Origin of the sequence: Salmonella sp. 32031103-2018-00083-FB-01-SM-01 (genome assembly GCF_017571995.1) — a bacterium.
GTDB lineage: Bacteria > Pseudomonadota > Gammaproteobacteria > Enterobacterales > Enterobacteriaceae > Salmonella > Salmonella enterica.
In genome coordinates this window covers 222,692-244,219 of the sequence record NZ_JAGEQL010000006.1, presented here as the reverse complement: position 1 = coordinate 244,219, position 21,528 = coordinate 222,692, and the positions used below count along the sequence as shown (strand labels likewise).

18 protein-coding genes are annotated in these 21,528 nt (G+C 54.3%); 10 read left to right on the top strand and 8 right to left on the bottom strand.

Annotation, left to right across the window (positions count from 1 at the left end):
• Window positions 1-46 precede the first annotated feature (46 nt).
• Together J4614_RS17940 and J4614_RS17935 are read left to right on the top strand one after the other, a co-directional pair.
• A complete protein-coding gene (locus J4614_RS17940) occupies window positions 47-1,315 on the top strand; it encodes an SLC13 family permease (protein ID WP_000200859.1) in 1,269 nt (422 codons plus the stop codon).
• Between the two features lie 5 nt (window positions 1,316-1,320).
• Window positions 1,321-2,460 (top strand): glycerate kinase, encoded by a 1,140-nt coding sequence (locus J4614_RS17935; protein ID WP_000706377.1) that lies wholly within the window; start codon window positions 1,321-1,323, stop codon window positions 2,458-2,460.
• A gap of 46 nt (window positions 2,461-2,506) precedes the next feature.
• Here the strand turns inward: J4614_RS17935 and bcp are convergent, their stop codons facing one another.
• Window positions 2,507-2,977 carry a thioredoxin-dependent thiol peroxidase gene (gene bcp, locus J4614_RS17930; protein ID WP_001068686.1) on the bottom strand — a complete coding sequence of 157 codons (471 nt, stop codon included), beginning with the start codon at window positions 2,975-2,977 and terminating at the stop codon, window positions 2,507-2,509.
• Entirely contained in the window at window positions 2,977-3,549 is a 573-nt protein-coding gene (locus tag J4614_RS17925) for a glycine cleavage system transcriptional repressor (protein WP_000189061.1), read from the bottom strand. Before J4614_RS17925 ends, bcp begins: the two co-directional genes overlap by 1 nt.
• A gap of 145 nt (window positions 3,550-3,694) precedes the next feature.
• On the opposite strand from J4614_RS17925, the gene dapA reads away from it, so the two are divergent.
• The 5 genes from dapA to tmcA all read left to right on the top strand — a co-directional run bounded on the left by dapA (window position 3,695) and on the right by tmcA (window position 9,540).
• Window positions 3,695-4,573, top strand: coding sequence for a 4-hydroxy-tetrahydrodipicolinate synthase (gene dapA, locus J4614_RS17920; RefSeq protein ID WP_000494020.1), 879 nt, complete (start codon window positions 3,695-3,697; stop codon window positions 4,571-4,573).
• Window positions 4,574-4,589: 16 nt separating this feature from the next.
• Window positions 4,590-5,624 (top strand): outer membrane protein assembly factor BamC, encoded by a 1,035-nt coding sequence (gene bamC, locus J4614_RS17915; RefSeq protein ID WP_000331870.1) that lies wholly within the window; start codon window positions 4,590-4,592, stop codon window positions 5,622-5,624.
• Between the two features lie 174 nt (window positions 5,625-5,798).
• A complete protein-coding gene (gene purC / locus J4614_RS17910; protein ID WP_001171630.1) occupies window positions 5,799-6,512 on the top strand; it encodes a phosphoribosylaminoimidazolesuccinocarboxamide synthase in 714 nt (237 codons plus the stop codon).
• A 130-nt stretch (window positions 6,513-6,642) separates the two neighbouring features.
• Complete coding sequence (locus J4614_RS17905; protein ID WP_001267523.1) at window positions 6,643-7,506, top strand: neutral zinc metallopeptidase; 864 nt, start codon at window positions 6,643-6,645, stop codon at window positions 7,504-7,506.
• Between the two features lie 15 nt (window positions 7,507-7,521).
• A complete protein-coding gene (gene tmcA, locus J4614_RS17900; protein WP_208293270.1) occupies window positions 7,522-9,540 on the top strand; it encodes a tRNA cytosine(34) acetyltransferase TmcA in 2,019 nt (672 codons plus the stop codon).
• A 26-nt stretch (window positions 9,541-9,566) separates the two neighbouring features.
• Here the strand turns inward: tmcA and J4614_RS17895 are convergent, their stop codons facing one another.
• From J4614_RS17895 to J4614_RS17885, 3 genes are read right to left on the bottom strand one after another with little or no spacing between them, the layout of a single operon-like run.
• On the bottom strand, window positions 9,567-9,767 hold the full coding sequence (locus J4614_RS17895; protein WP_000383842.1) for a YpfN family protein: 201 nt from the start codon (window positions 9,765-9,767) through the stop codon (window positions 9,567-9,569).
• 27 nt (window positions 9,768-9,794) lie between these two features.
• Entirely contained in the window at window positions 9,795-10,922 is a 1,128-nt protein-coding gene (gene dapE, locus J4614_RS17890) for a succinyl-diaminopimelate desuccinylase (protein WP_001277822.1), read from the bottom strand.
• A 3-nt stretch (window positions 10,923-10,925) separates the two neighbouring features.
• Window positions 10,926-11,282 (bottom strand): ArsC family reductase, encoded by a 357-nt coding sequence (locus J4614_RS17885; RefSeq protein ID WP_000631923.1) that lies wholly within the window; start codon window positions 11,280-11,282, stop codon window positions 10,926-10,928.
• Between the two features lie 412 nt (window positions 11,283-11,694).
• On the opposite strand from J4614_RS17885, the gene ypfM reads away from it, so the two are divergent.
• Window positions 11,695-11,754 (top strand): protein YpfM, encoded by a 60-nt coding sequence (gene ypfM / locus J4614_RS17880; protein ID WP_001386977.1) that lies wholly within the window; start codon window positions 11,695-11,697, stop codon window positions 11,752-11,754.
• 101 nt (window positions 11,755-11,855) lie between these two features.
• Here the strand turns inward: ypfM and acrD are convergent, their stop codons facing one another.
• Together acrD and narQ are read right to left on the bottom strand one after the other, a co-directional pair.
• A complete protein-coding gene (acrD, locus tag J4614_RS17875; RefSeq protein WP_183052478.1) occupies window positions 11,856-14,969 on the bottom strand; it encodes a multidrug efflux RND transporter permease AcrD in 3,114 nt (1,037 codons plus the stop codon).
• Between the two features lie 184 nt (window positions 14,970-15,153).
• The gene (gene narQ / locus J4614_RS17870) at window positions 15,154-16,854 is read right to left on the bottom strand and encodes a nitrate/nitrite two-component system sensor histidine kinase NarQ (RefSeq protein WP_000216815.1); all 1,701 of its coding nucleotides are present in this window, start codon (window positions 16,852-16,854) and stop codon (window positions 15,154-15,156) included.
• A gap of 185 nt (window positions 16,855-17,039) precedes the next feature.
• Here narQ and aegA point away from each other — a divergent pair, with 185 nt between their 5' ends.
• Entirely contained in the window at window positions 17,040-19,001 is a 1,962-nt protein-coding gene (gene aegA / locus J4614_RS17865; RefSeq protein ID WP_001078944.1) for a formate-dependent uric acid utilization protein AegA, read from the top strand.
• Window positions 19,002-19,449: 448 nt separating this feature from the next.
• Here the strand turns inward: aegA and pbp4b are convergent, their stop codons facing one another.
• Window positions 19,450-20,748: a penicillin binding protein PBP4B gene (gene pbp4b, locus J4614_RS17860; RefSeq protein WP_208293269.1), complete on the bottom strand. Its 1,299-nt coding sequence runs from the start codon at window positions 20,746-20,748 to the stop codon at window positions 19,450-19,452.
• Window positions 20,749-20,951: 203 nt separating this feature from the next.
• Here pbp4b and nudK point away from each other — a divergent pair, with 203 nt between their 5' ends.
• Window positions 20,952-21,527, top strand: a complete 576-nt coding sequence (gene nudK, locus J4614_RS17855; protein WP_000084037.1) for a GDP-mannose pyrophosphatase NudK — start codon at window positions 20,952-20,954, stop codon at window positions 21,525-21,527.
• Window position 21,528: the final 1 nt, after the last annotated feature.

Genomic DNA, 21,528 nt, shown 5'->3' with positions numbered 1-21,528 from the left:
CGGGTTTTTCCATACTGCGCGCTCCATGTTAAAGGAGGCGCAGTATATGACGTCGATATCCACCCTGGGAGCCATTGCCGCATTGGTTGTGGCCATCGTATTAATTTTAAGAAAAGTGTCGCCAGCCTACGGCATGATGGCGGGCGCGCTGGTCGGCGGTTTGATTGGCGGCGCCGATCTTCTGCAAACCGTGTCGCTGATGGTGTCAGGCGCGCAGGGCATCGTTAATGCCGTATTGCGTATTCTGGCCGCAGGCGTACTGGCGGGCGTATTAATTGAGTCCGGGGCGGCGAATACGATTGCTGAGACGATTGTCCGCAAAGTGGGGGAAACCCGGGCATTATTGGCATTAGCCATTGCCACACTATGTTTGACCGCTGTCGGCGTATTTATTGATGTGGCGGTGATTACCGTCGCGCCGATTGCGCTGTCGATTGCGCGTAATGCAGGCCTGTCAAAAAGCGCTATTCTGCTGGCGATGGTTGGCGGCGGCAAAGCGGGTAACGTGATGTCACCCAACCCGAACGCTATTGCCGCCTCTGATGCGTTTCATGTTCCTCTTACCTCTATTATGCTGGCGGGCGTGGTTCCGGGCATCGTTGGGCTTATTATCGCCTATCTGTTAGCGAAACGGCTGAATAATAAAGGCGCGGGCGTCGCCGATCATGAAGTGACTCACCATGATGACTCCGTCGCCAGACCCGGCTTTCTGGTGGCGATTAGCGCGCCTCTGGTCGCTATTTTTCTGCTTTCTCTCCGTCCGTTTGCCGGCATTTCCATTGACCCGTTAATTGCCCTGCCCGTAGGGGGATTGGTCGGTCTGCTGTTGATGGGACGCGCGCGCCACTGTAACCAGTACATGGTCGCTGGTCTGATGCGTATGGCACCTGTCGCTATTATGTTGCTGGGAACCGGTACGCTGGCCGGCATTATCGCTAATTCCGAACTTAAAGATGTCCTGATTCATGGCCTCACCGCTTCGGGATTGCCATCCTGGCTGCTGGCACCCGTGTCTGGCGCCATGATGTCAATGGCGACGGCCTCAACCACAGCGGGAACGGCGGTGGCGTCCGGCGTTTTCTCTCCCACGTTACTTGAACTTGGCGTTTCCGCCCTGGCGGGAGCCGCTATGATCCATGCGGGCGCCACGGTGCTGGACCATCTGCCGCACGGCAGCTTTTTCCACGCGACGGGCGGCAGCGTCAATATGCAAATTCATGAACGTTTAAAGCTAATGCCGTATGAAACGCTGGTGGGGTTAGCCATTACCTTTATTTCTACTCTGATGTTCGGTTTCTTTGGTTTTGCAGGATAATCCCTATGAAAATTGTTATTGCTCCTGATTCATTTAAAGAAAGTTTGTCCGCAATGGCGGTCGCTGAGGCGATAGAAAAGGGGTTCCGCGAAATTTATCCTGACGCCGACTACGTTAAAGTGCCCATGGCGGATGGCGGGGAAGGAACCGTACAATCAATGGTGGAAGCCAGCGGCGGGCGTTATGTTGACCAGTGGGTACAAGGCCCGCTTGGGCAGCCGGTGGCCGCGCGCTGGGGAATGCTGGGCGATAGCGATACCGCCGTGATTGAAATGGCGGCGGCATCCGGGCTGCATCACGTTTCGCCTGAATTGCGCAACCCGCTTAATACCACCAGCTACGGCACCGGCGAGTTAATCGTCGCGGCGCTGGAGCGTGGCGTAAAGCGTATTATTCTGGGAATTGGCGGCAGCGCGACGAATGACGGCGGCGCGGGAATGATGCAGGCGCTTGGCGTTATATTGCGCGATAAACAGGGACGCTCGCTTTCTCCGGGCGGCGAGGCGCTGGCGGCGCTGGCCTCTATCGATCTGTCCGGTTGTCACCCATTGCTGCGTAAGGTATCGATAACCGTGGCGTGCGATGTCAACAATCCGCTGTGTGGTCCCCAGGGCGCATCGGCCATCTTTGGCCCACAAAAAGGGGCGACAGCGGAAATGGTGAACACCCTGGACGCGGCGCTGGAAAACTGGGGCCGACATATTTATCAGGCTACGGGGCGTGAGGTGATTAATGCTCCCGGCGCGGGCGCGGCAGGTGGAATGGGCGCCGCGCTTTTAGGATTGCTCAATGCGGAATTACGCGCCGGCGTAGAGATTGTTGTGGAAACGCTACAGCTTGAGCAGGCGGTTAAAGATGCCGATCTGGTGATTACCGGAGAAGGGCGGCTGGACAGCCAAAGTATTTGCGGCAAGACGCCGATTGGCGTCGCCAGAGTGGCGAAGCGGTATCATAAACCGGTTATCGCGCTCGCCGGTGGGCTGCAACACGATCATCACGTTGTGTATCAGCAGGGTATCGATGCGGCGCTGTCGATTTTGTCGCATATCGTTACGCTGCCGGAAGCCTTACACGAGGCGGAATATAACCTGAGCCTGTCGGCGCGCAATGTGGCGGCGATATGGCGTCTGGCGCGGCAAGCCTGACGGCGCATTCCCTTTCCAGGCCGCACATCAGCGCGGCCTGAGGCTTTTACGCGTTTTCTTTCAGCCAGTTCAGCACCACATCATGGTGATTGCTGGTTTTAAAATCATTAAAGACGTGTTCAATCTTACCATCAGCGTCAATCAAAAAGCTGATGCGGTGAATGCCGTCATACGTTTTGCCCATAAACGACTTTTCGCCCCAGACGCCGAACTGTTCACACACCTGATGGTTTTCATCGGACAAAAGGGTAAAGTTCAGCAGCTCTTTTTCAGCGAAACGGGAGAGTTTTTCAGGTTTATCGGTGCTGATGCCCAGCACGTCCACGCCTGCTTTTTTGAGCTCGTCCATGTTATCGCGTAAGCCGCAGGCCTGCACGGTACAGCCGGGTGTCATGGCTTTTGGGTAGAAATAAACCAGAACGCGCTGTCCCTGGAAGTCGGTCAAATTTACTTGTTCCCCGTCTTGATCCGGCAAGCTAAATTTCGGTGCGATATCACCGGCTTTCAGTGGATTCATTACTTAACTCCATCCTGTTCATCATGTTGTGAGTAATTGACGACGTTTATACTGCCTTGCGCATTGAGTTCTGTACATAGTGCTTTAAAGGCTTGCTCAATATTTGCGGAATTTTGCGACGCCGGGCTATGTGCGGTGATTTGAATAAATAATTGCGCAGCTTTATCACCTTCAGCCGGCTGTGTGCGGGAGACCAGCTCCGCAATATTCATTTCATGACTATTAAACAGCGCGGTGAATCGCTCAATTAAATGCGGGGAGTCGGCGACCTCAACCTGAACCCATACCGTCGCGGGCATTGCCGGGCGGGGGCGGTCGGACGTCCGTTTCATCACAATCAGCAGATCCAGCTCCGCGCCTTTTAACGGCAATGTCGATTCAATCAAGGTAATCGCGTTCCACGTGCCGGACAACAACATAATAAACGTGAATTCATCGCCCAGCATCGCCAGTCGGCTGTCTTCGATATTACAGCCGCAACTGCTGACATGGCGAGTAATGGTATTCACAATACCGGGCCTGTCGGCGCCCAGCGCAGTGATAACCAAATAGTGTTGTGATGACGGTGTCAAACCAGTTATTCCTTTGAGCGGTGAGGTAATCTTAAGGAAACCATAAAAAAAACCTGCATACAACAATCAGAACGGCTTTGGTCGCTTGCTTTTATTGCCATACCAAACGTACCATTGAGAGACTTGTTTGCACAGAGGATGGCCCATGTTCACGGGAAGTATTGTCGCGCTTGTTACGCCGATGGATGAGAAAGGTAACGTCAGTAGGTCTTGCCTGAAAAAACTCATTGATTATCATGTCGCCAACGGTACCTCGGCGATTGTTTCGGTTGGCACCACCGGCGAGTCTGCCACGCTAAGCCATGATGAACATGGCGATGTCGTGATGATGACGCTGGAACTGGCTGACGGACGTATTCCGGTTATCGCCGGCACGGGCGCAAACGCGACCGCGGAAGCGATTAGCCTGACGCAGCGTTTTAACGATAGCGGCATTGTTGGCTGCCTGACGGTGACGCCGTACTACAATCGCCCCACGCAGGAAGGTTTGTTCCAGCATTTCAAAGCCATCGCGGAACACACTGACTTGCCGCAAATTCTGTATAATGTGCCGTCCCGTACCGGCTGCGACATGTTGCCGGAAACCGTGGGTCGTCTGGCGGAAATAAAAAATATTATCGCTATCAAAGAGGCGACAGGGAACTTAACCCGCGTTCACCAGATCAAAGAGCTGGTTTCAGACGATTTTATTCTGCTTAGCGGCGATGACGCGTCTGCGCTGGACTTTATGCAACTGGGTGGTCATGGCGTGATTTCCGTTACGGCTAACGTAGCGGCGCGCGAGATGGCTGACATGTGCAAACTGGCGGCGGAAGGGCAATTTGCCGAGGCGCGCGCTATCAACCAGCGTCTGATGCCGTTACACAACAAACTATTTGTCGAACCCAATCCTATCCCGGTGAAATGGGCATGTAAGGCATTGGGTCTTGTGGCGACCGACACGCTGCGCCTGCCAATGACGCCTATCACGGACCATGGTCGTGACATCGTCAAAGCAGCGCTTCAGCATGCTGGCCTGCTGTAAAGTTTAGGGAGATTTGATGGCTTACTCAGTACAAAAGTCGCGCCTGGCGAAGGTTGCGGGTGTTTCGCTTGTTTTGCTGCTCGCTGCCTGTAGTTCCGATTCGCGCTACAAGCGCCAGGTAAGCGGCGATGAATCCTATCTGGATGCCGCGCCGCTTGCTGAACTTCACGCCCCGGCAGGAATGATCCTGCCGATAACGACCGGCGACTACGTTATTCCGGTCACGAAGGGGAGCGGCGCGGTTGGTAAGGCGTTGGATATCCGTCCGCCAGCGCAGCCGTTAGCGTTAGTGAGCGGCGCGCGTACCCAGTTCTCTGGCGATACCGCTACGCTATTGGTGGAGAATGGCCGGGGCAGCACGCTGTGGCCGCAAGTCGTCAGCGTGATTCAGGCGAAAAATTATCCGATTGAAAAACGTGACGATGCCAGCCAGACCCTGACGACCGATTGGGTGAACTGGAACCGCCTGGATGAAGACGAACAGTATCGCGGACGTTATCAAATCTCGGTGAAGCCGCAGGGCTATCAGCAGGCGGTAACGGTAAAACTGGTTAATCTGGAACAGGCTGGCAAGCCGGTCGCTGACGCGGCGTCGCTGCAGCGCTATAGCACGGAAATGATGAACGTCATTTCCGCCGGTCTGGATAAGACCGCTACGGATGCGGCAAATGCCGCGCAGAACCGTTCCGCCGCAACGATGGATGTGCAGAGCGCCGCTGATGATACCGGTTTACCTATGCTGGTCGTTCGCGGTCCGTTCAACCTCGTGTGGCAACGCCTCCCGGCCGCGTTGGAAAAAGTGGGCATGAAAGTCACCGACAGCACTCGCTCTCAGGGCAGCATGGCGGTAACGTACAAACCGTTGTCTGACAGCGACTGGCGGGATCTGGGCGCTAGCGACCCGGGCCTGGCATCCGGAGACTATAAATTGCAGGTCGGCGATTTAGATAACCGCAGCAGCTTGCAGTTTATCGATCCTAAGGGGCATACTCTGACGCAAAGCCAGAACGACGCGCTGGTTGCCGTCTTCCAGGCAGCGTTCAACAAGTAATTTAACAGGGCTGGAGTAATCCGGCCCTTTTTTCTGATAAGATACGCAAACGTGTGCGTCGGTACAAAAACGCGATTTAACCGCTATTTCGCACCACAATTACAGGCCGACGTCTCCGGCAGGCGTAGCAGGAAATGAATACTTATCGTTAATTCACACCCAGGAGTGTTAAAGATGCAAAAGCAAGCTGAGTTGTATCGTGGTAAAGCGAAAACCGTATACAGCACGGAAAACCCGGACCTGTTGGTGCTCGAATTCCGCAATGATACGTCAGCAGGGGATGGCGCGCGCATTGAACAGTTTGATCGCAAAGGCATGGTAAATAACAAATTCAACCATTTCATTATGACCAAACTGGCCGAGGCGGGCATCCCGACCCAGATGGAACGTTTGCTGTCTGATACCGAGTGTCTGGTGAAGAAGCTGGAGATGGTGCCGGTTGAATGTGTGGTGCGCAACCGTGCGGCTGGGTCGCTGGTCAAGCGTCTGGGCGTGGAAGAAGGCATGGAGCTTAACCCGCCGATATTCGATCTGTTCCTGAAAAACGACGCGCTGCACGACCCGATGGTGAATAGTTCCTACTGTGAAACGTTCGGTTGGGTAAGTCAGGAAAATCTGGCGCGTATGAAAGAGTTAACCTACAAAGCCAACGACGTACTGAAAAAACTGTTTGATGACGCGGGTCTTATCCTGGTGGATTTCAAACTGGAGTTTGGCCTGTATAAAGGCGAAGTGGTGCTGGGCGATGAGTTTTCACCGGACGGTAGCCGCCTGTGGGATAAAGAGACGCTGGACAAAATGGACAAAGACCGCTTCCGCCAGAGTCTGGGCGGTCTGATTGAAGCCTATGAAGCCGTCGCGCATCGCCTGGGCGTGAAATTAGATTAATTCCGCTTCTGACCGGGGGGCAACCGCTCTCCGGTATCATCCTTTCCTCATTCTGATAGCGTTTACCTGTGGTAATCCTGCGCCTGACCGCCTACGATCATCTGTATAACAAAGAGAGAATGAGGTGATTATGCGCTGGCAAGGGCGTCGTGAAAGCAACAATGTAGAGGACAGACGTAATCGGCCAGGCGGCCCCTCGCTGGGTGGCCCAGGCTTTCGTCTTCCGCGCGGAAAAGGCGGCATCATTCTGTTGGTGGTGGTGTTGGTCGCAGGGTACTATGGGGTGGATTTAACCGGTCTGTTGACCGGCCAGCCGGTTTCGCAGCAGCAGTCGACGCGTTCGATAAGCCCCAATGATGATGAAGCGGCAAAATTTACCTCGGTGATTCTGGCGACGACCGAAGATACCTGGGGTCAACTCTTTCAAAAAATGGGGCGCGGCTATCAGCAGCCAAAACTGGTGATGTACCGTGGTATGACGCGCACCGGCTGTGGTGCGGGTCAGTCCGTGATGGGGCCGTTTTACTGCCCGGCGGACGGCACCGTTTATATCGATCTCTCATTTTACGATGATATGAAAAATAAGCTGGGCGCGGACGGTGATTTTGCTCAGGGTTATGTCATCGCCCACGAAGTCGGCCACCACGTACAAAAACTGTTAGGTATTGAGCCGAAAGTACGCCAGTTACAGCAAAACGCGTCGCAAACGGAGGTGAATCGCCTTTCGGTGCGCATGGAGCTACAGGCGGATTGCTTTGCCGGCGTGTGGGGACACAGTATGCAGCAGCAAGGCGTACTGGAGGCGGGCGATCTGGAAGAGGCGCTCAATGCCGCACAGGCTATCGGCGACGATCGCTTACAGCAACAGGGGCAGGGGCGCGTCGTGCCGGATAGTTTTACCCACGGCACCTCAGAACAACGCTACAGCTGGTTTAAGCGTGGCTTTGACAGCGGCGACCCGGCGCAATGTAATACGTTTGGCAAAAACTTTTGATAAACCGGGGCAGGGATGTCTGATATCGATGCGCTACAGGCGTTAACGTCGCAAATGACACAGGAAGGCATTCGCCGTTTACTGGTCATCAGCGGCGATGCGGCGTGGTGCCGGAAGCGGGCCGAGGCGATACGCGCTGCGCTGCCCGGTGACTGGCTGTGGGTTGCGCCTGACGCGCCCGCACAGCCGTGCTGTACGCCACAGGCGTTACAAACGCTGTTGGGCCGTGAATTTCGTCATGCGATATTTGATGCCTGGCAGGGCTTTGACGCCGCAGCGTTTGCCGCCCTGAGCGGGACCTTGCAGGCCGGAAGCTGGCTGCTTCTGCTGATGCCGCCGTACGAGACGTGGGAAAGCAGGCCTGATACTGATTCACTGCGCTGGAGCGACTGCGCGCAGCCTATCCCCACACCGCAGTTTGCACAGCATCTTAAACGGACTCTTTCCCGCGATCCGCAAACGCTGCTTTGGCGACAGCGCCAGCCGTTTTGCTGGCCATCTTATCCTTCCCGTGAACGCTGGCGACCCGCCACCGGCGAGCCGCAGCCGGAGCAGGCGGCTATCTTATCGCGTTTACGTGAAATGCCGCCCGGCGTGGCGACGGTGATTGCCCCCCGTGGGCGCGGCAAATCGGCGCTGGCCGGGCAATTCATCTCCCGGATGGCGGGCACGGCTATCGTGACCGCACCGGCGAAAACGGCAACGGATATCCTGGCAGCGTTTGCCGGTGAGCGGTTCTGCTTTATGGCGCCGGATGCGTTGCTGGCGAGCGGGGCAAGAGCCGACTGGCTGGTAGTTGACGAGGCGGCGGCAATCCCCGCGCCGCTGCTGCTGCAACTGGTTTCGCGCTTTCCCCGCATACTACTCACCACCACCGTTCAGGGCTACGAAGGCACCGGACGCGGTTTTTTACTTAAGTTTTGCGCCCGTTTTCCGCAGCTTCACCGCTTCACGCTTCGTCAGCCTGTCCGATGGGCGCCAGAATGCCCGCTGGAAAATATCGTCAGCGAGGCGCTGATATTCGACGATGAAGCGTTTGCGCAGGCGCCACATGGCGCGATAGCAATCTCGGCGTTTTACCAACAGGCCTGGGGGGAGACGCCCGCGTTGCCGAGGGCTGTGTATCAGTTACTGTCGGGGGCGCACTATCGTACTTCGCCGCTGGATCTGCGCCGAATGATGGATGCGCCAGGGCAGCATTTTTTGCAGGCTACGGCGAATAACCGTGTGGCGGGCGCCCTCTGGCTGGTCGAAGAGGGCGGGCTATCCGCAGAACTCAGTCAGGCTGTATGGGCCGGTTTTCGGCGTCCGCGTGGAAATCTGGTGGCGCAGTCGCTGGCGGCGCACGGTAGCGACCCTTTAGCCGCGACGCTGGTCGGGCGTCGCGTAAGCCGTATCGCGGTGCACCCCGCCCGCCAGCGCGAAGGCATCGGTCAGCAGTTGATTGCCTGCGCGTGCATGCAGGCGGCGCAGTGTGATTATCTTTCCGTCAGCTTCGGCTATACGCCGGAGCTGTGGCGTTTCTGGCAACGCTGCGGCTTTGTACTGGTACGGATGGGCAACCATCGGGAGGCGAGCAGCGGTTGCTATACGGCGATGGCGTTATTGCCGCTGAGCGACGCGGGAAAACGGCTGGCGCAGCAGGAACACCGACGTTTGCGCCGCGATGCGGATATCCTGACGCAGTGGAACGGCGAGGCGATACCGCTGGCGGCGTTACGCGAACAGGCGCTTAATGATGAAGACTGGCGTGAGCTGGTCGGTTTTGCGTTCGCGCACCGCCCGCTACTGACATCGTTAGGTTGCCTGCATCGTTTACTGCAATACAGCGCATTGCCATTACCGGCGCTGAGAGGGCGGCTGGAGGAAAAAGCCAGCGATGCCGAACTGTGCGCCCGGCTACGCATTTCAGGCCGTAAAGCTCTGCTGGCGTTGCAGCGTGCGCAGGCGGCGCAGGCGCTGATTGCGCTGGATGCCGGACGAACGCAGCGTTTGCGCGACGTAATGCCCGGCAGTGGGGACCATGCCGGATAGCGATACCTGTCCGGCATGTTATCCGGTTACTTTTTCGGCTGATCTTTCTTCGGCCAGTCTTCTTCATCGTCCCACTTATCGTTAAAATCGCGATGCGGGGGCAGCTCAGGTTTATTGGCAAGGAATTTCTTATGGTCGATGCGTTTGAGATCTTTGATCACATTCAGCAGTACGCCTACCAGAAACACCAATACCAGAATCCACCAATATTTTGCCAGCCAGTCCATGCTTATTTCCTCTTACCGGAACGCTCATCAGGCGACGAGCTGTTCCATAATACGTTGATACATACGGGCCAGTAGCTGGAGATCGGCGGCATTCACACATTCATTAATTTTATGAATGGTGGCGTTCACCGGCCCCAGTTCTACCACCTGCGCTCCCATACGGGCGATAAAACGTCCGTCGGACGTACCGCCCGTCGTCAGTAATTGCGGTTTAATTTCATTATAGTGCTCAATGGCGTTTACCACCGCGTCCACCAGCTTGCCGCGTGCGGTCAGGAACGGCTGGCCGGAAAGCCACCAGTCTACGGTATAACGTAGCTGATGCTTCTCAAGCAGCGCATGTACCCGCTCTTTGATCATCTCATCGGTCAGTTCCGTGCTGAAACGGAAGTTAAACTGCACGAACAGTTCGCCGGGAATGACATTATTGCTGCCGGTGCCTGCCTGGATATTGGCTACCTGCATACTGGTGGCCGGGAAAAAGTCATTGCCCCGATCCCACTCGATAGCGACCAGTTCATTAAGAAAAGGCGCGGCGCGATGAACAGGGTTATCCGCCAGATGCGGATAGGCGACGTGCCCCTGAACGCCATGAATAGTGAGGTTACAGGTGAGGGAACCGCGACGCCCGTTTTTGACGACATCACCCACAATTTCAGTACTGGAAGGTTCGCCGACCAGACAGTAATCCAGCCGCTCGTGACGGGCCATCAGCGCTTCAACCACCTTTACGGTGCCATTTTTTGCGCTGGCTTCCTCATCAGAGGTAATCAAAAATGCGAGACGGCCCCGGTGATGAGGATGCTGCGCAACAAATCGTTCAGCAGCCACCACCATGGCCGCCAGTGAACCTTTCATATCCGCCGCGCCGCGACCGAACAACATTCCGTCGCGAATCGTAGGTTCAAACGGCGGATTGATCCAGCGATCGACATCGCCAGCCGGTACGACGTCAGTATGCCCGGCGAACGCCAGCGTTTCGCCACGCCCACGCCATGCCCAAAAATTTTGCGTGTCGCCAAAATCCATATGCTCAATGGTAAAACCGATTTTACGCAGGCGTTCAATCATTAATGCCTGACAGCCTGCGTCATCCGGACTCAGGGAGGGGCGACGAATAAGTTGCTGTGTCAGCTCAATAACCGGGCACGACATAGACTACACCTCATCAAAAAACTGCTGATAACGGGATTCACTGAAACCAAGCAGCATAGGCTTCCCGGGCGCGCAGAGCAATGGGCGTTTGATGATTGCCGGCTGTTCAACCATGAGAGCAGCGGCGGAGTCGGCATCGGTAATCCCGCTGCGGTCGCCTTCATCCAGTTTGCGCCATGTTGTGCCGCGCGTATTCAGTAAAGGCTGCCAGCCGAGTTCGGCAATAAAGGTATTAAGAAGAGGGAGGTCTATGCCATCCACACGGTAATCGTGAAAACGATAATCAATGCCATGCTCCTCCAGCCAACGGCGCGCTTTTTTGATCGTGTCGCAATTCTTAATGCCATAGAGGGTAATCATATTGAATCCTTTAACGCGAAATTCGAATAAATAATCAATAGTATCGTCTGCGGGATAATAAGTGTGGCTGTTAATGGTTATTTATCCAGCGCTGATCGGCAATCAATATAACATTGTTGAGTGAATGTGAATAATGATTCCAAAACGTTCCAAATGTGGCTTGTTTATAATTCGCGGGACAAATCCTATTTTGCGTATATGCAATTGATTGTTTTTTAACCCGATTTGATAAAGTAGTAGAAAAGGTATTAATGTTGCTAAATATTGCAGTAAGTCACATAAAATTTACGGCTACAGCGCCATAGTAATATCATAGACAGCATAACCAGAGGATATCGCAACAATCGGTTAAATGAACTTCTCTCTATACCGCTAACTACGTAGAATACCCATAATAATAAGAGAGGCTATTATGATTGAACGTGAACTGGGGAACTGGAAAGATTTTATCGAAGTCATGCTTCGTAAATAAATGCCTGGAAGGCACCGCGCTCCCATAGGGGATAAGAAAAGGCGACTCAACGAAAGTCGCCTTTTTTGTGCCCGACACCCTGTATCAGGCTGGCCGGGAGCTTATTCCGGGCGCGGCTTCAGCGGGAAGCGGCGACGTATCAGCACGAAAAACAGGGGTACAAAGAAGATAGCCAGAATGGTTGCTGAGATCATTCCCCCCATCACGCCGGTTCCGACAGCATGCTGGCTACCCGAGCCTGCCCCGGTGCTGGTGGCCATCGGCAATACGCCAAAGATAAACGCCAGCGAAGTCATCAGTATCGGTCGCAGGCGCTGGCGGCTGGCGTACAGCGTGGCGTCTAACAGCGCGTGTCCCTTCTGATTCATTTCGTTAGCGAATTCCACAATCAGAATCGCGTTTTTCGCCGAGAGGCCGATAACGGTCAACAGCCCCACCTGGAAGTAAACATCGTTTTCCAGCCCGCGCATCCAGGTAGCGAGTAGCGCGCCAATGACGCCGAGCGGCACAACCAGCATCACCGAGAAGGGCACCGACCAGCTTTCATACAATGCCGCCAGACACAGGAAGACGACTAATAGCGAAATAGCGTACAGCGCGGGCGCCTGCGCGCCGGAGAGCCGTTCCTGGTAAGACATGGCTGTCCATTCCAGGCCAAAACCTCCCGGTAGCTGATGCACCAACGACTCCATGACATCCATCGCCGTCCCGGTACTGATCCCCGGCGCGGCCTCTCCGACAATTTCTACCGCCGAATAGCCGTTATAGCGTTCCAGACGCGGCGATCCGGTTTCCCAGCGCGAGGTGGCGAAGGCGGAGAAGGGGACCATGCCGCCGTCTTTGTTACGGACATACCAAAGATTAATATCATCCGGCAACATACGATATTTCGCCGCGGCCTGAACATAGACCTTCTTCACGCGGCCCCGGTCCATAAAGTCGTTGACGTAGCTCGATCCCCAGGCTGTTTGCAGGGTGTCGTTGATATCGTCAATCGATACGCCCAGCGCCTGCGCTTTCCTTTGGTCAATATCAATTTGCAGTTGCGGGCTGTCGTCCAGGCCGTTGTGGCGCACGCGGGTCAAGGAACTGTTTTTCCCGGCCAGCTCAATGAGTTGATCTCGTGCGGCCATCAGCGCGTCATGGCCTGCTCCGGCGTGATCCTGTAATTCCATATCAAAACCGGCGGAGCTGCCCAGACCGCTAATTGCCGGCGGGCTGCTGGCGAAGACGCGAGCTTCTTTAATCTGGTTAAACGCTTTTGTCGCTCGCTCAATAATGGCGAACGAGGAGCCGGTGGTGGGATCGCGCGCGTCCCAGTCTTTCAAGCGAACAAACATGCGCGCGACGTTTTGCCCATTCCCTCCAGGGCCGGAACCTACCGTCGAGAAGACCGACATAATGTTATCTTTCTCATGGGTGAAGTAATAGTTTTCAACCTTTTCAACGACTTTCAGGGTCTGCTGTTGCGTAGAACCGCTCGGTAGCTGGATAGACGTAGTGAACATACCCCGATCTTCTTGCGGCAGAAAGGAGGTGGGGAGGCGCAGAAACAGGAACACCATGCCGCCAAGCAACAGAGCATAAATCAGAATCCAGCGCAGGCTGCGATGCAAAATTTTCGCTACGCCTTTCTCATAACGTTCGGCATTACGATTGAAGGTACGGTTAAACCAGCCGAAAAATCCGCGTTGCCCGTGTTGTTCGCCTTTGTGCAGCGGTTTTAATAACGTTGCGCACAGCGCCGGCGTCAGGATCATGGCGACCAGCACCGACAGCACCATTGCCGAGACAATGGTAATAGAAAACTGACGATAAATCGCCCCGGTGGTACCGCCAAAGAACGCCATCGGCACGAATACCGCAGACAGTACCATCGCGATACCGACCAGCGCCCCCTGGATTTGTCCCATGGATTTGCGCGTCGCTTCACGCGGCGTGAGCCCTTCTTCGCTCATGATACGTTCGACGTTTTCCACCACCACGATGGCATCGTCGACCAGGAGCCCGATTGCCAGCACCATCGCGAACATGGTTAATGTGTTAATACTGTAGCCGAACGCGTAAAGCACGGAGAAGGTGCCCATTAATACTACCGGCACGGCGATCGTCGGAATCAGCGTGGCGCGAAAGTTTTGCAGGAACAGGTACATCACCAGGAAAACCAGCGCGATAGCCTCCAGCAACGTTTTGACCACATCGATAATCGAGGCTTTAACAAAGGAGGTGGTTTCATACGCGATCTTGTATTCCAGGCCGTGAGGGAAGTACTGCGCCAGCTCGTTGAGGCGATCCAGCACCAGCTTCGCGGTCGCCATTTCATTCGCGCCGGAAGCCAGCTTAACCCCAAGACCGGAAGCCGGATTGCCGTTAAAACGGCTGAGGTAGTCATACTTTTCCGCCCCCAGCTCCACGGTGGCGACATCGCCCAGTTTGACCTCGGAACCGTCCTGATTAACGCGCAGGGTGATATCGCGAAATTGTTGCGGCGTTTGCAGTAGTGACTGCGCATTAATGGTGGCGTTCAGCGCCTGCTTGTCGACCGAAGGCGTACCGCCAAGCTGCCCGACGGCGATTTGCGCATTCTGCGACTCAATTGCATCGGTCACGTCTTTCGTGGTCATCTGAAAACTATTCAATTTGGCAGGATCGAGCCAGATACGCATAGAGTACTGTGAACCATAAGCGTCAATATCGCCCACGCCGTTGACGCGGCTGAGCGGGTCCTGAATATTACTGGCGACGTAGTCGGCGATATCCTGCTTGTCCATAGAGCCGTCGGTAGAGACGAAAGCGATGGTCAAAATATTGGTATCGCCCGTTTTGCGTACCGTGACGCCTTGATCCTGTACCGCCTGCGGCAGTTTACGCATCGCGGACTGTAACTGGTTTTGCACCTGCTGAACCGCCTCATCAGGATCGGTTCCCGCAATAAAGCTCAGCGTGATGGTCGCCTGCCCGGTTCCGCTGCTTTGTGATGACATGTACATCAGATTATCGAGGCCCGTCATATTCTGCTCAATAACCTGGGTTACGGTATTTTCCAGCGTTTGCGCCGACGCTCCCGGATAATTCGCGGTAATACGTACGTTGGGCGGCGCCAGATCGGGATATTGTTCAACAGGTAAAGAGAAAATGGCTAACGCCCCTGTCAGACACAACAGGATAGCCAGCACCCAGGCAAAAATGGGGCGATCGATAAAAAAATTCGCCATTAAAGGGGAACCTCGTGTTTCTACATATCGTTATAGATTTGAACTGCTTCACTGTAGCGGCAAGCTACGAGCCAAACGTGGAGAAATAAAGGAGATAATGTAAATTATCATGCGCTTTTACAGCATACTTTTTGTGCCAACGCCGGAAAGCCTGACATCTGGCCTTCCGGCGATTTGCCGTTCTTTACGTTAACTGACTCTCTTCCTTGTTGGAGGAGCGAAAACTGATACTGACCAGTGTGCCGCCGCCGGAGGGTTGCGAAAAATTCAGCGTGCCGCCAAGGCGCTCCGCGCGCTCACGCATTATATTCAGACCATAGTGTCCGGCAGGCTCATGCGGTTCGCCGATACCAATGCCATTATCACGAATATAAACGGTATGATCGCCGTCAGGCGCGGTGACGCAGCTCACGGCGATTTCGCTCGCGTTGGCGTGTTTAATGGCGTTCAGGACCGCTTCACGCACAATTTGCAACAAATGCACCTGCATTTGCGCATCCAGCGCCAGCGTGGGTAAACGGCAATCCAACGTGAGTTTGGCCGGGGTCTGACTCTGTAAATCTTCCAGCATCTCATGCAATGCGGAGGGTAAATCGGCCTGCTGTAACGTCAGACGGAACGTGGTGAGTAGCTCGCGAAGCTGACGGTAGGCGTCGTTCAGCGCTCTGGAAAAATCCGCCATGATGCTTTGCGCGCCGGCGTTATCCTGAGGAATGGCGCGCTTCAAAAGCGTTAACTGAATACGTAAATAAGAAAGTACCTGCGCCAGCGAATCGTGTAGCTCACGGGCAATCGTCGCGCGCTCTTCCATTAACAAAAGTTGCTGGAAGTGTTTTTGCGCCTGATTAAAGTACAAACCACGCCCCAGCATCGTGGAGACGCTGTTCAGCAGCGGCGTAGAGGCATTAACGTTGGGGCTTTGCCAGTGGAGTTCGCCATAGACCGTGTCCTGCATCGTCACTGGCAGCATTTGCATCGGCAGGTCGGGGCTTTGCGTGCCTTCGCTAATCCGCCAGTTATCGCCCACGGTTAACTCCAGATACCAGGCGGCGTCATGTTCACGGACAATTTGCAAAATATGGCGAAAACAGTGGACATCGATTTGGCTGGTATTCAGCGCCTGGGAGCACTGGTATAACACCTCCAGGCGGCGATGGGCTTCGTGCAGATCGTGCGTTTTTTCTTCCACCGAGGCTTCCAGCGAACGATAAAGTTTATGCAGCTCGCTCGACATCTGACTAAACGTTTTCGCCAACAATCCCAGCTCATTGGGTAAGCTGGTATCCAGCGGCAGCGGGGCGAACTGACCATGTTCAATACGCTGACTGGCGGTGACCAGTTGATTCAGCGGGCGAACAACCTGCTGGCGAATACGCCGTAGGGTAAAAAAGACCAGCGTAAATATGCCGATACCGCCCGCCAGCGATATGGCGACGACCAGCATGACTTTACGCTCGGCGTAATGCTGTAACGCCAGAACGAAGAGATCAATTTGATCGACGTAATTGTTGATATTGGTCTGATACCAGGCAATGTCGCCGTCCTGTAGGCGGCTATTCATCTCCAGCCAGTTGGCGTGCAGGCGCGCGTAGCGAGTTTTCACCGCCTGCGGCACATACCAGGCGTTGAGATTTTGCAGTACCGGCGAGTTGAGCGCGTGCTGGAAAAGTTGACGATGCGCATTAATCTGCGGGCTACGGCTTTGCAGATCGTAACCCAGCCGATAGCTCTGCATTCGTAGCGAACCGGCGATATTGATCGCTTCGGCATCCCGTAAACTGCTGGTCAGCGTCAGTAATGCGCTGCCGGTGGACAGAATAGACAACAGCACAATATAGAAAAAAGCCTTAGCCAGACTGGCTGAGACCGGGCGTTTAACCGTCACGCTGGCACTCCCCGCATTTAGCTGAATCGCAATTGCATTTGCTTTGAAATAAATTGATCTGCCACAGGTTCTGGACAGATAGTTGTGCTTCCTGGGCAGATGAACATTGCCGACCCCGCCTTCGTCAGTTAATAACAATGCTCATATAAAGAATAAGGTTTTTACAACCGAAACAGAAGGATGCCATGAATCGTTTTATTATGGCCAATAGCCAGCAGTGTCTGGGCTGCCATGCCTGCGAGGTCGCCTGCGTAATGGCTCACAATGATGAGCGACATGTCCTGACGTCACAGCGCTATCAGCCCCGAATTACTGTCATCAAACATCAGCACCAGCGCAGCGCGGTCACATGTCACCATTGCGAAGATGCGCCCTGCGCCCGTAGCTGTCCGAACGGCGCGATCGCGCATATTAACGACAGCGTGCAGGTCAATGCGCAGAAGTGTATCGGCTGTAAATCCTGCGTCGTCGCCTGCCCATTCGGCACCATGCAGATGGTATTGACGCCCGTCGCGCCAAACCAGTTCAAAGCCAGCGCGCATAAATGCGATCTGTGTCAGGGACGTGAACAGGGTCCGGCCTGTGTGGAAAATTGTCCGGCGGATGCGCTGCAACTGGTCACCGAAGACTCGTTGACCCGTCTGGCTAAAACGCGACGGCTGCGTACCGCCCGGCAGGAGATTCGCCCCTGGCATACCGTGGATACACAACACAGTGGGACAGCAAGCAGCAAAGTCGAGCGTATGCAGGCGACGCCGCCGCGCGGCGAACCGGATAAACTGGCGATTGAAGCGCGTAAAACCACCTTTGAGGAAATTTATCTGCCGTTTCGCGCCGCGCAGGCGGAGCGTGAAGCGTCCCGCTGCCTCACATGCGGGGAACACAGTATCTGCGAATGGACCTGTCCGCTGCATAACCATATTCCCCAGTGGATCGAACTGGTGAAAGCCGGCGATATTGATGCGGCGGTAGAGCTTTCCCACCAGACCAACTGCCTGCCGGAAATTACCGGGCGCGTCTGTCCGCAGGACCGGCTATGTGAAGGCGCGTGTACACTCCGCGATGAGTATGGCGCGGTTACCATCGGCAACATTGAGCGCTATATCTCCGATCGCGCTCTGAGCAAAGGCTGGCGTCCCGACCTGTCGGACGTACAGAAGAGCGATAAGCGCGTGGCGATTATCGGCGCGGGGCCGGCAGGTCTTGCCTGCGCTGACGTGCTGGCGCGCCATGGCGTAAGCGCCACCGTCTACGATCGCCATCCGGAAATCGGCGGTTTACTCACCTTTGGTATTCCGGCTTTCAAACTGGATAAATCTCTGCTGGCGCGCCGTCGGGAGATCTTCAGCGCGATGGGGATTCGTTTCGAGCTTAACTGCGAAGTAGGGAAAGATATTTCTCTGGAGACGCTGCTGGAGAGTTATGACGCCGTCTTTGTCGGGGTAGGAACCTATCGTTCCATGAAGGCTGATTTACCGAATGAAGACGCGCCGGGGGTATATGATGCGTTGCCATTCCTCATCGCCAATACCAAACAGGTGATGGGGCTTCCGGCGTTGCCTGACGAGCCGTTTATTGATACTGCGGGTCTTAACGTGGTTGTGCTGGGCGGCGGTGACACCGCAATGGACTGCGTACGTACGGCGCTGCGTCATGGCGCAGCCAACGTCACCTGCGCTTATCGCCGCGATGAGGCCAATATGCCGGGGTCGAAAAAAGAGGTGAAAAACGCGCGGGAAGAGGGCGCGAACTTTGAATTTAACGTTCAGCCGGTTGAGTTGGTGCTGGATACGCACGGGCGCGCCAGCGGTATTCGCTTTTTGCGTACGCGGCTTGGCGAACCGGATGGTCAGGGGCGACGCCGCCCGGTACCTGTACCGGACAGCGAGTTCGTGATGCCGGCGGATGCGGTCATTATGGCATTTGGTTTTCATCCGCATGGTATGTCGTGGCTCGAATCGCATGGCGTGAAGGTGGATAACTGGGGACGTATTGCCGCCAGCGTCGAGAGCGAGTTTCGTTACCAGACGTCCAACCCGAAAATTTTCGCCGGCGGCGATGCGGTGCGCGGCGCCGATCTGGTGGTGACGGCGATGGCAGAAGGCCGACATGCCGCGCAGGGGATACTCGACTGGTTAGCTAAATAAGCGTATTTGTAGGCCGGTTAAGGCCTGGAACGGTTAAATGATTGAGTGATAAAAAATCTTAAACTTATTGGCTAACCTTACTCCGTTTGCAGAAATGTTGACGCTCGCAGGGCTGGACGCCCTGCGATAAACATTTTCCCGTCGGGTCGACGTTTAACAGGCCTGATGAGGCCAATCTTAGTATTGAAAATAGAGTGTAAATTGAAGGAAGGGACGCTATCAGAATCCCTTCTTAGAGCCTATCCCATTAGGGCTATTTTACTTGCCATTTTGGACCTGGGCAGTGCTCGCCAAAACGCGTTAGCGTTTTGAACGCCGCTAGCGGCGGCCCGAAGGGCGAGCGTAGCGAGTCAAACCTCACGTACTACGTGTACGCTCCGGTTTTTGCGCGCTGTCCGTGTCCAAACTGGCTGCGCCAATAACGCCTGGTGGGATAGGCTCTTAATTTTTATTTTAAGGAACCATATATCTGGTCAACAATCCAGCCATACGTCGCCGCAGGTAATAATCCACTGACAAAAACATTCGGATTCACTTTAGGATTTTCTACCGGCGAGTGCGGCCTGTTACCTAAAATCACAATCGCCATATGATTAACCGGATCGATAGACGTCAGCGTTCCGGTCCATCCGGTATGTCCATACGTTTGCGGACTGGCTAATACCCCGAACGTGGGGGTCATTGAGGCGTTGCCGTTAACGCGCCACCCCAGACCAAAGGTAGCGTCTTCTGGCGAGCGGCGAGTAAACTGCGCAACCGTTTTGTCGTCGAATAGCTTCACGTTACCGTAGCCGCCCCCATTGAGCATGACTTGCATTAACACAGCCATATCATGGGTGTCAGAAAACAGTCCGGCGTGTCCTGAAACGCCGCCCATTGAGTACCAGGCTTTTTCATCATGCACCTGGCCCCATAGTGTATTGGTGCGAATATTGGGGAAATGAATCACGCCGTCACGCGTATTGCCGTGTAGTTCCGTTGCGGCGATTTGCGGCGGCGTGAAGCCTTTCATCAGCGGGTTAAAGACGGTATGTTTTAATCCGAGCGGTTTATAAATGGTGGTTTCGACGTAGCGATCTAATGGCATTGCCGTTATCGATTCAACGATAAAACCAAGAATCATATAATCCACGTCGCTGTAGATATGCTTTGACCCAGGTTGATATTCCAGCGGCGTCTTTTTAATCATCTCCAGAGTAGTGCTTTTACTCTGTGAAAATAATTTACCGGCGACGTTTTTATTAGGATATTGTGGGTCGGCAGGAAAGCCCGCGACGTGATGAAGAATATCAATAATGCGGAGTTTATCTTTGCCTTTTATTTTATCCCCAGGCATATCCTTAAAGCCGGGGATGTATTTTGATACCAAATCATTGACATCTATTTTTCCTTCATACACCAGTTTTTGCAATGCAAAGTTAGTGGCATACATTTTTGTGTTTGAAGCCAGGTCATACATCGTGTTAGTGGTCGCCCGAATAGGATAGGCTAACAGCGTGGAACCGTCATATTTTTTGGCATAGCCCCAGGCTTTTTGTAGAACAATATGATTATCTTTTATCACCAGAAGATTAATACTGGGATATCCGGCATCAATTTGATTTTGAATCCAGCCATCAAGTCGGTGAAGTTTTTGGCTATCAAACCCCACCTGATCAGGACTCGCGGTGGTCAATACCGGATACTCAACGGCAAAAGCTGAAAGGGAAAACGTCAGTAGAACCGTCGCAACGAGAGTAAATTTCATGATGATTCCCTCAGTCTCACCCCGGCCGTCAAATCATATCGCGAGCATGGACTCTGCGGCCCGGAGAAGCAGAATATGGTCATGGCAGTGACAGAAAAATATGGCTGTACGTCCGTTCAGTTGGCATTAAGGATTAACCCTTCAGCAGACAAAACCGGCCTCACGGCGTAATATTAATGCTCTTTTTACACCCTGGAGCCAGCATGTCGCAAACCATTACGCTTATTAAGGATAAAATTCTTTCTGATAATTATTTCACTCTGCGCAACATTACCTATGACCTGACCCGTCGTAATGGCGAGGTTATCCGTCACAAGCGTGAGGTTTACGATCGCGGGAATGGCGCAACCATTCTGCTTTACAACTCAACTAAAAAAACCGTGGTTCTGGTTCGTCAGTTTCGCGTGGCGACATGGGTCAACGGTAATCAAGACGGTATGTTAATTGAAACCTGCGCTGGCCTGCTTGATAACGACGAGCCGGAGGTCTGTATCCGTAAAGAGGCCATTGAAGAGACAGGGTATGACGTTGGTGAGGTACGCAAGATATTTGAGCTTTATATGTCGCCAGGCGGCGTCACGGAGCTGATTCATTTCTTCATTGCCGAATATCATGATAGCGAGCGTGCCAGCATCGGCGGCGGCGTGGAGGACGAAGAGATTGAGGTGCTTGAACTGCCGTTTTCCCGGGCGCTGGAAATGGTGCGCTCAGGCGAGATTCGGGACGGTAAGACCGTGTTATTGCTTAACTATTTACAGACATCTCATCTAATGGACTGAA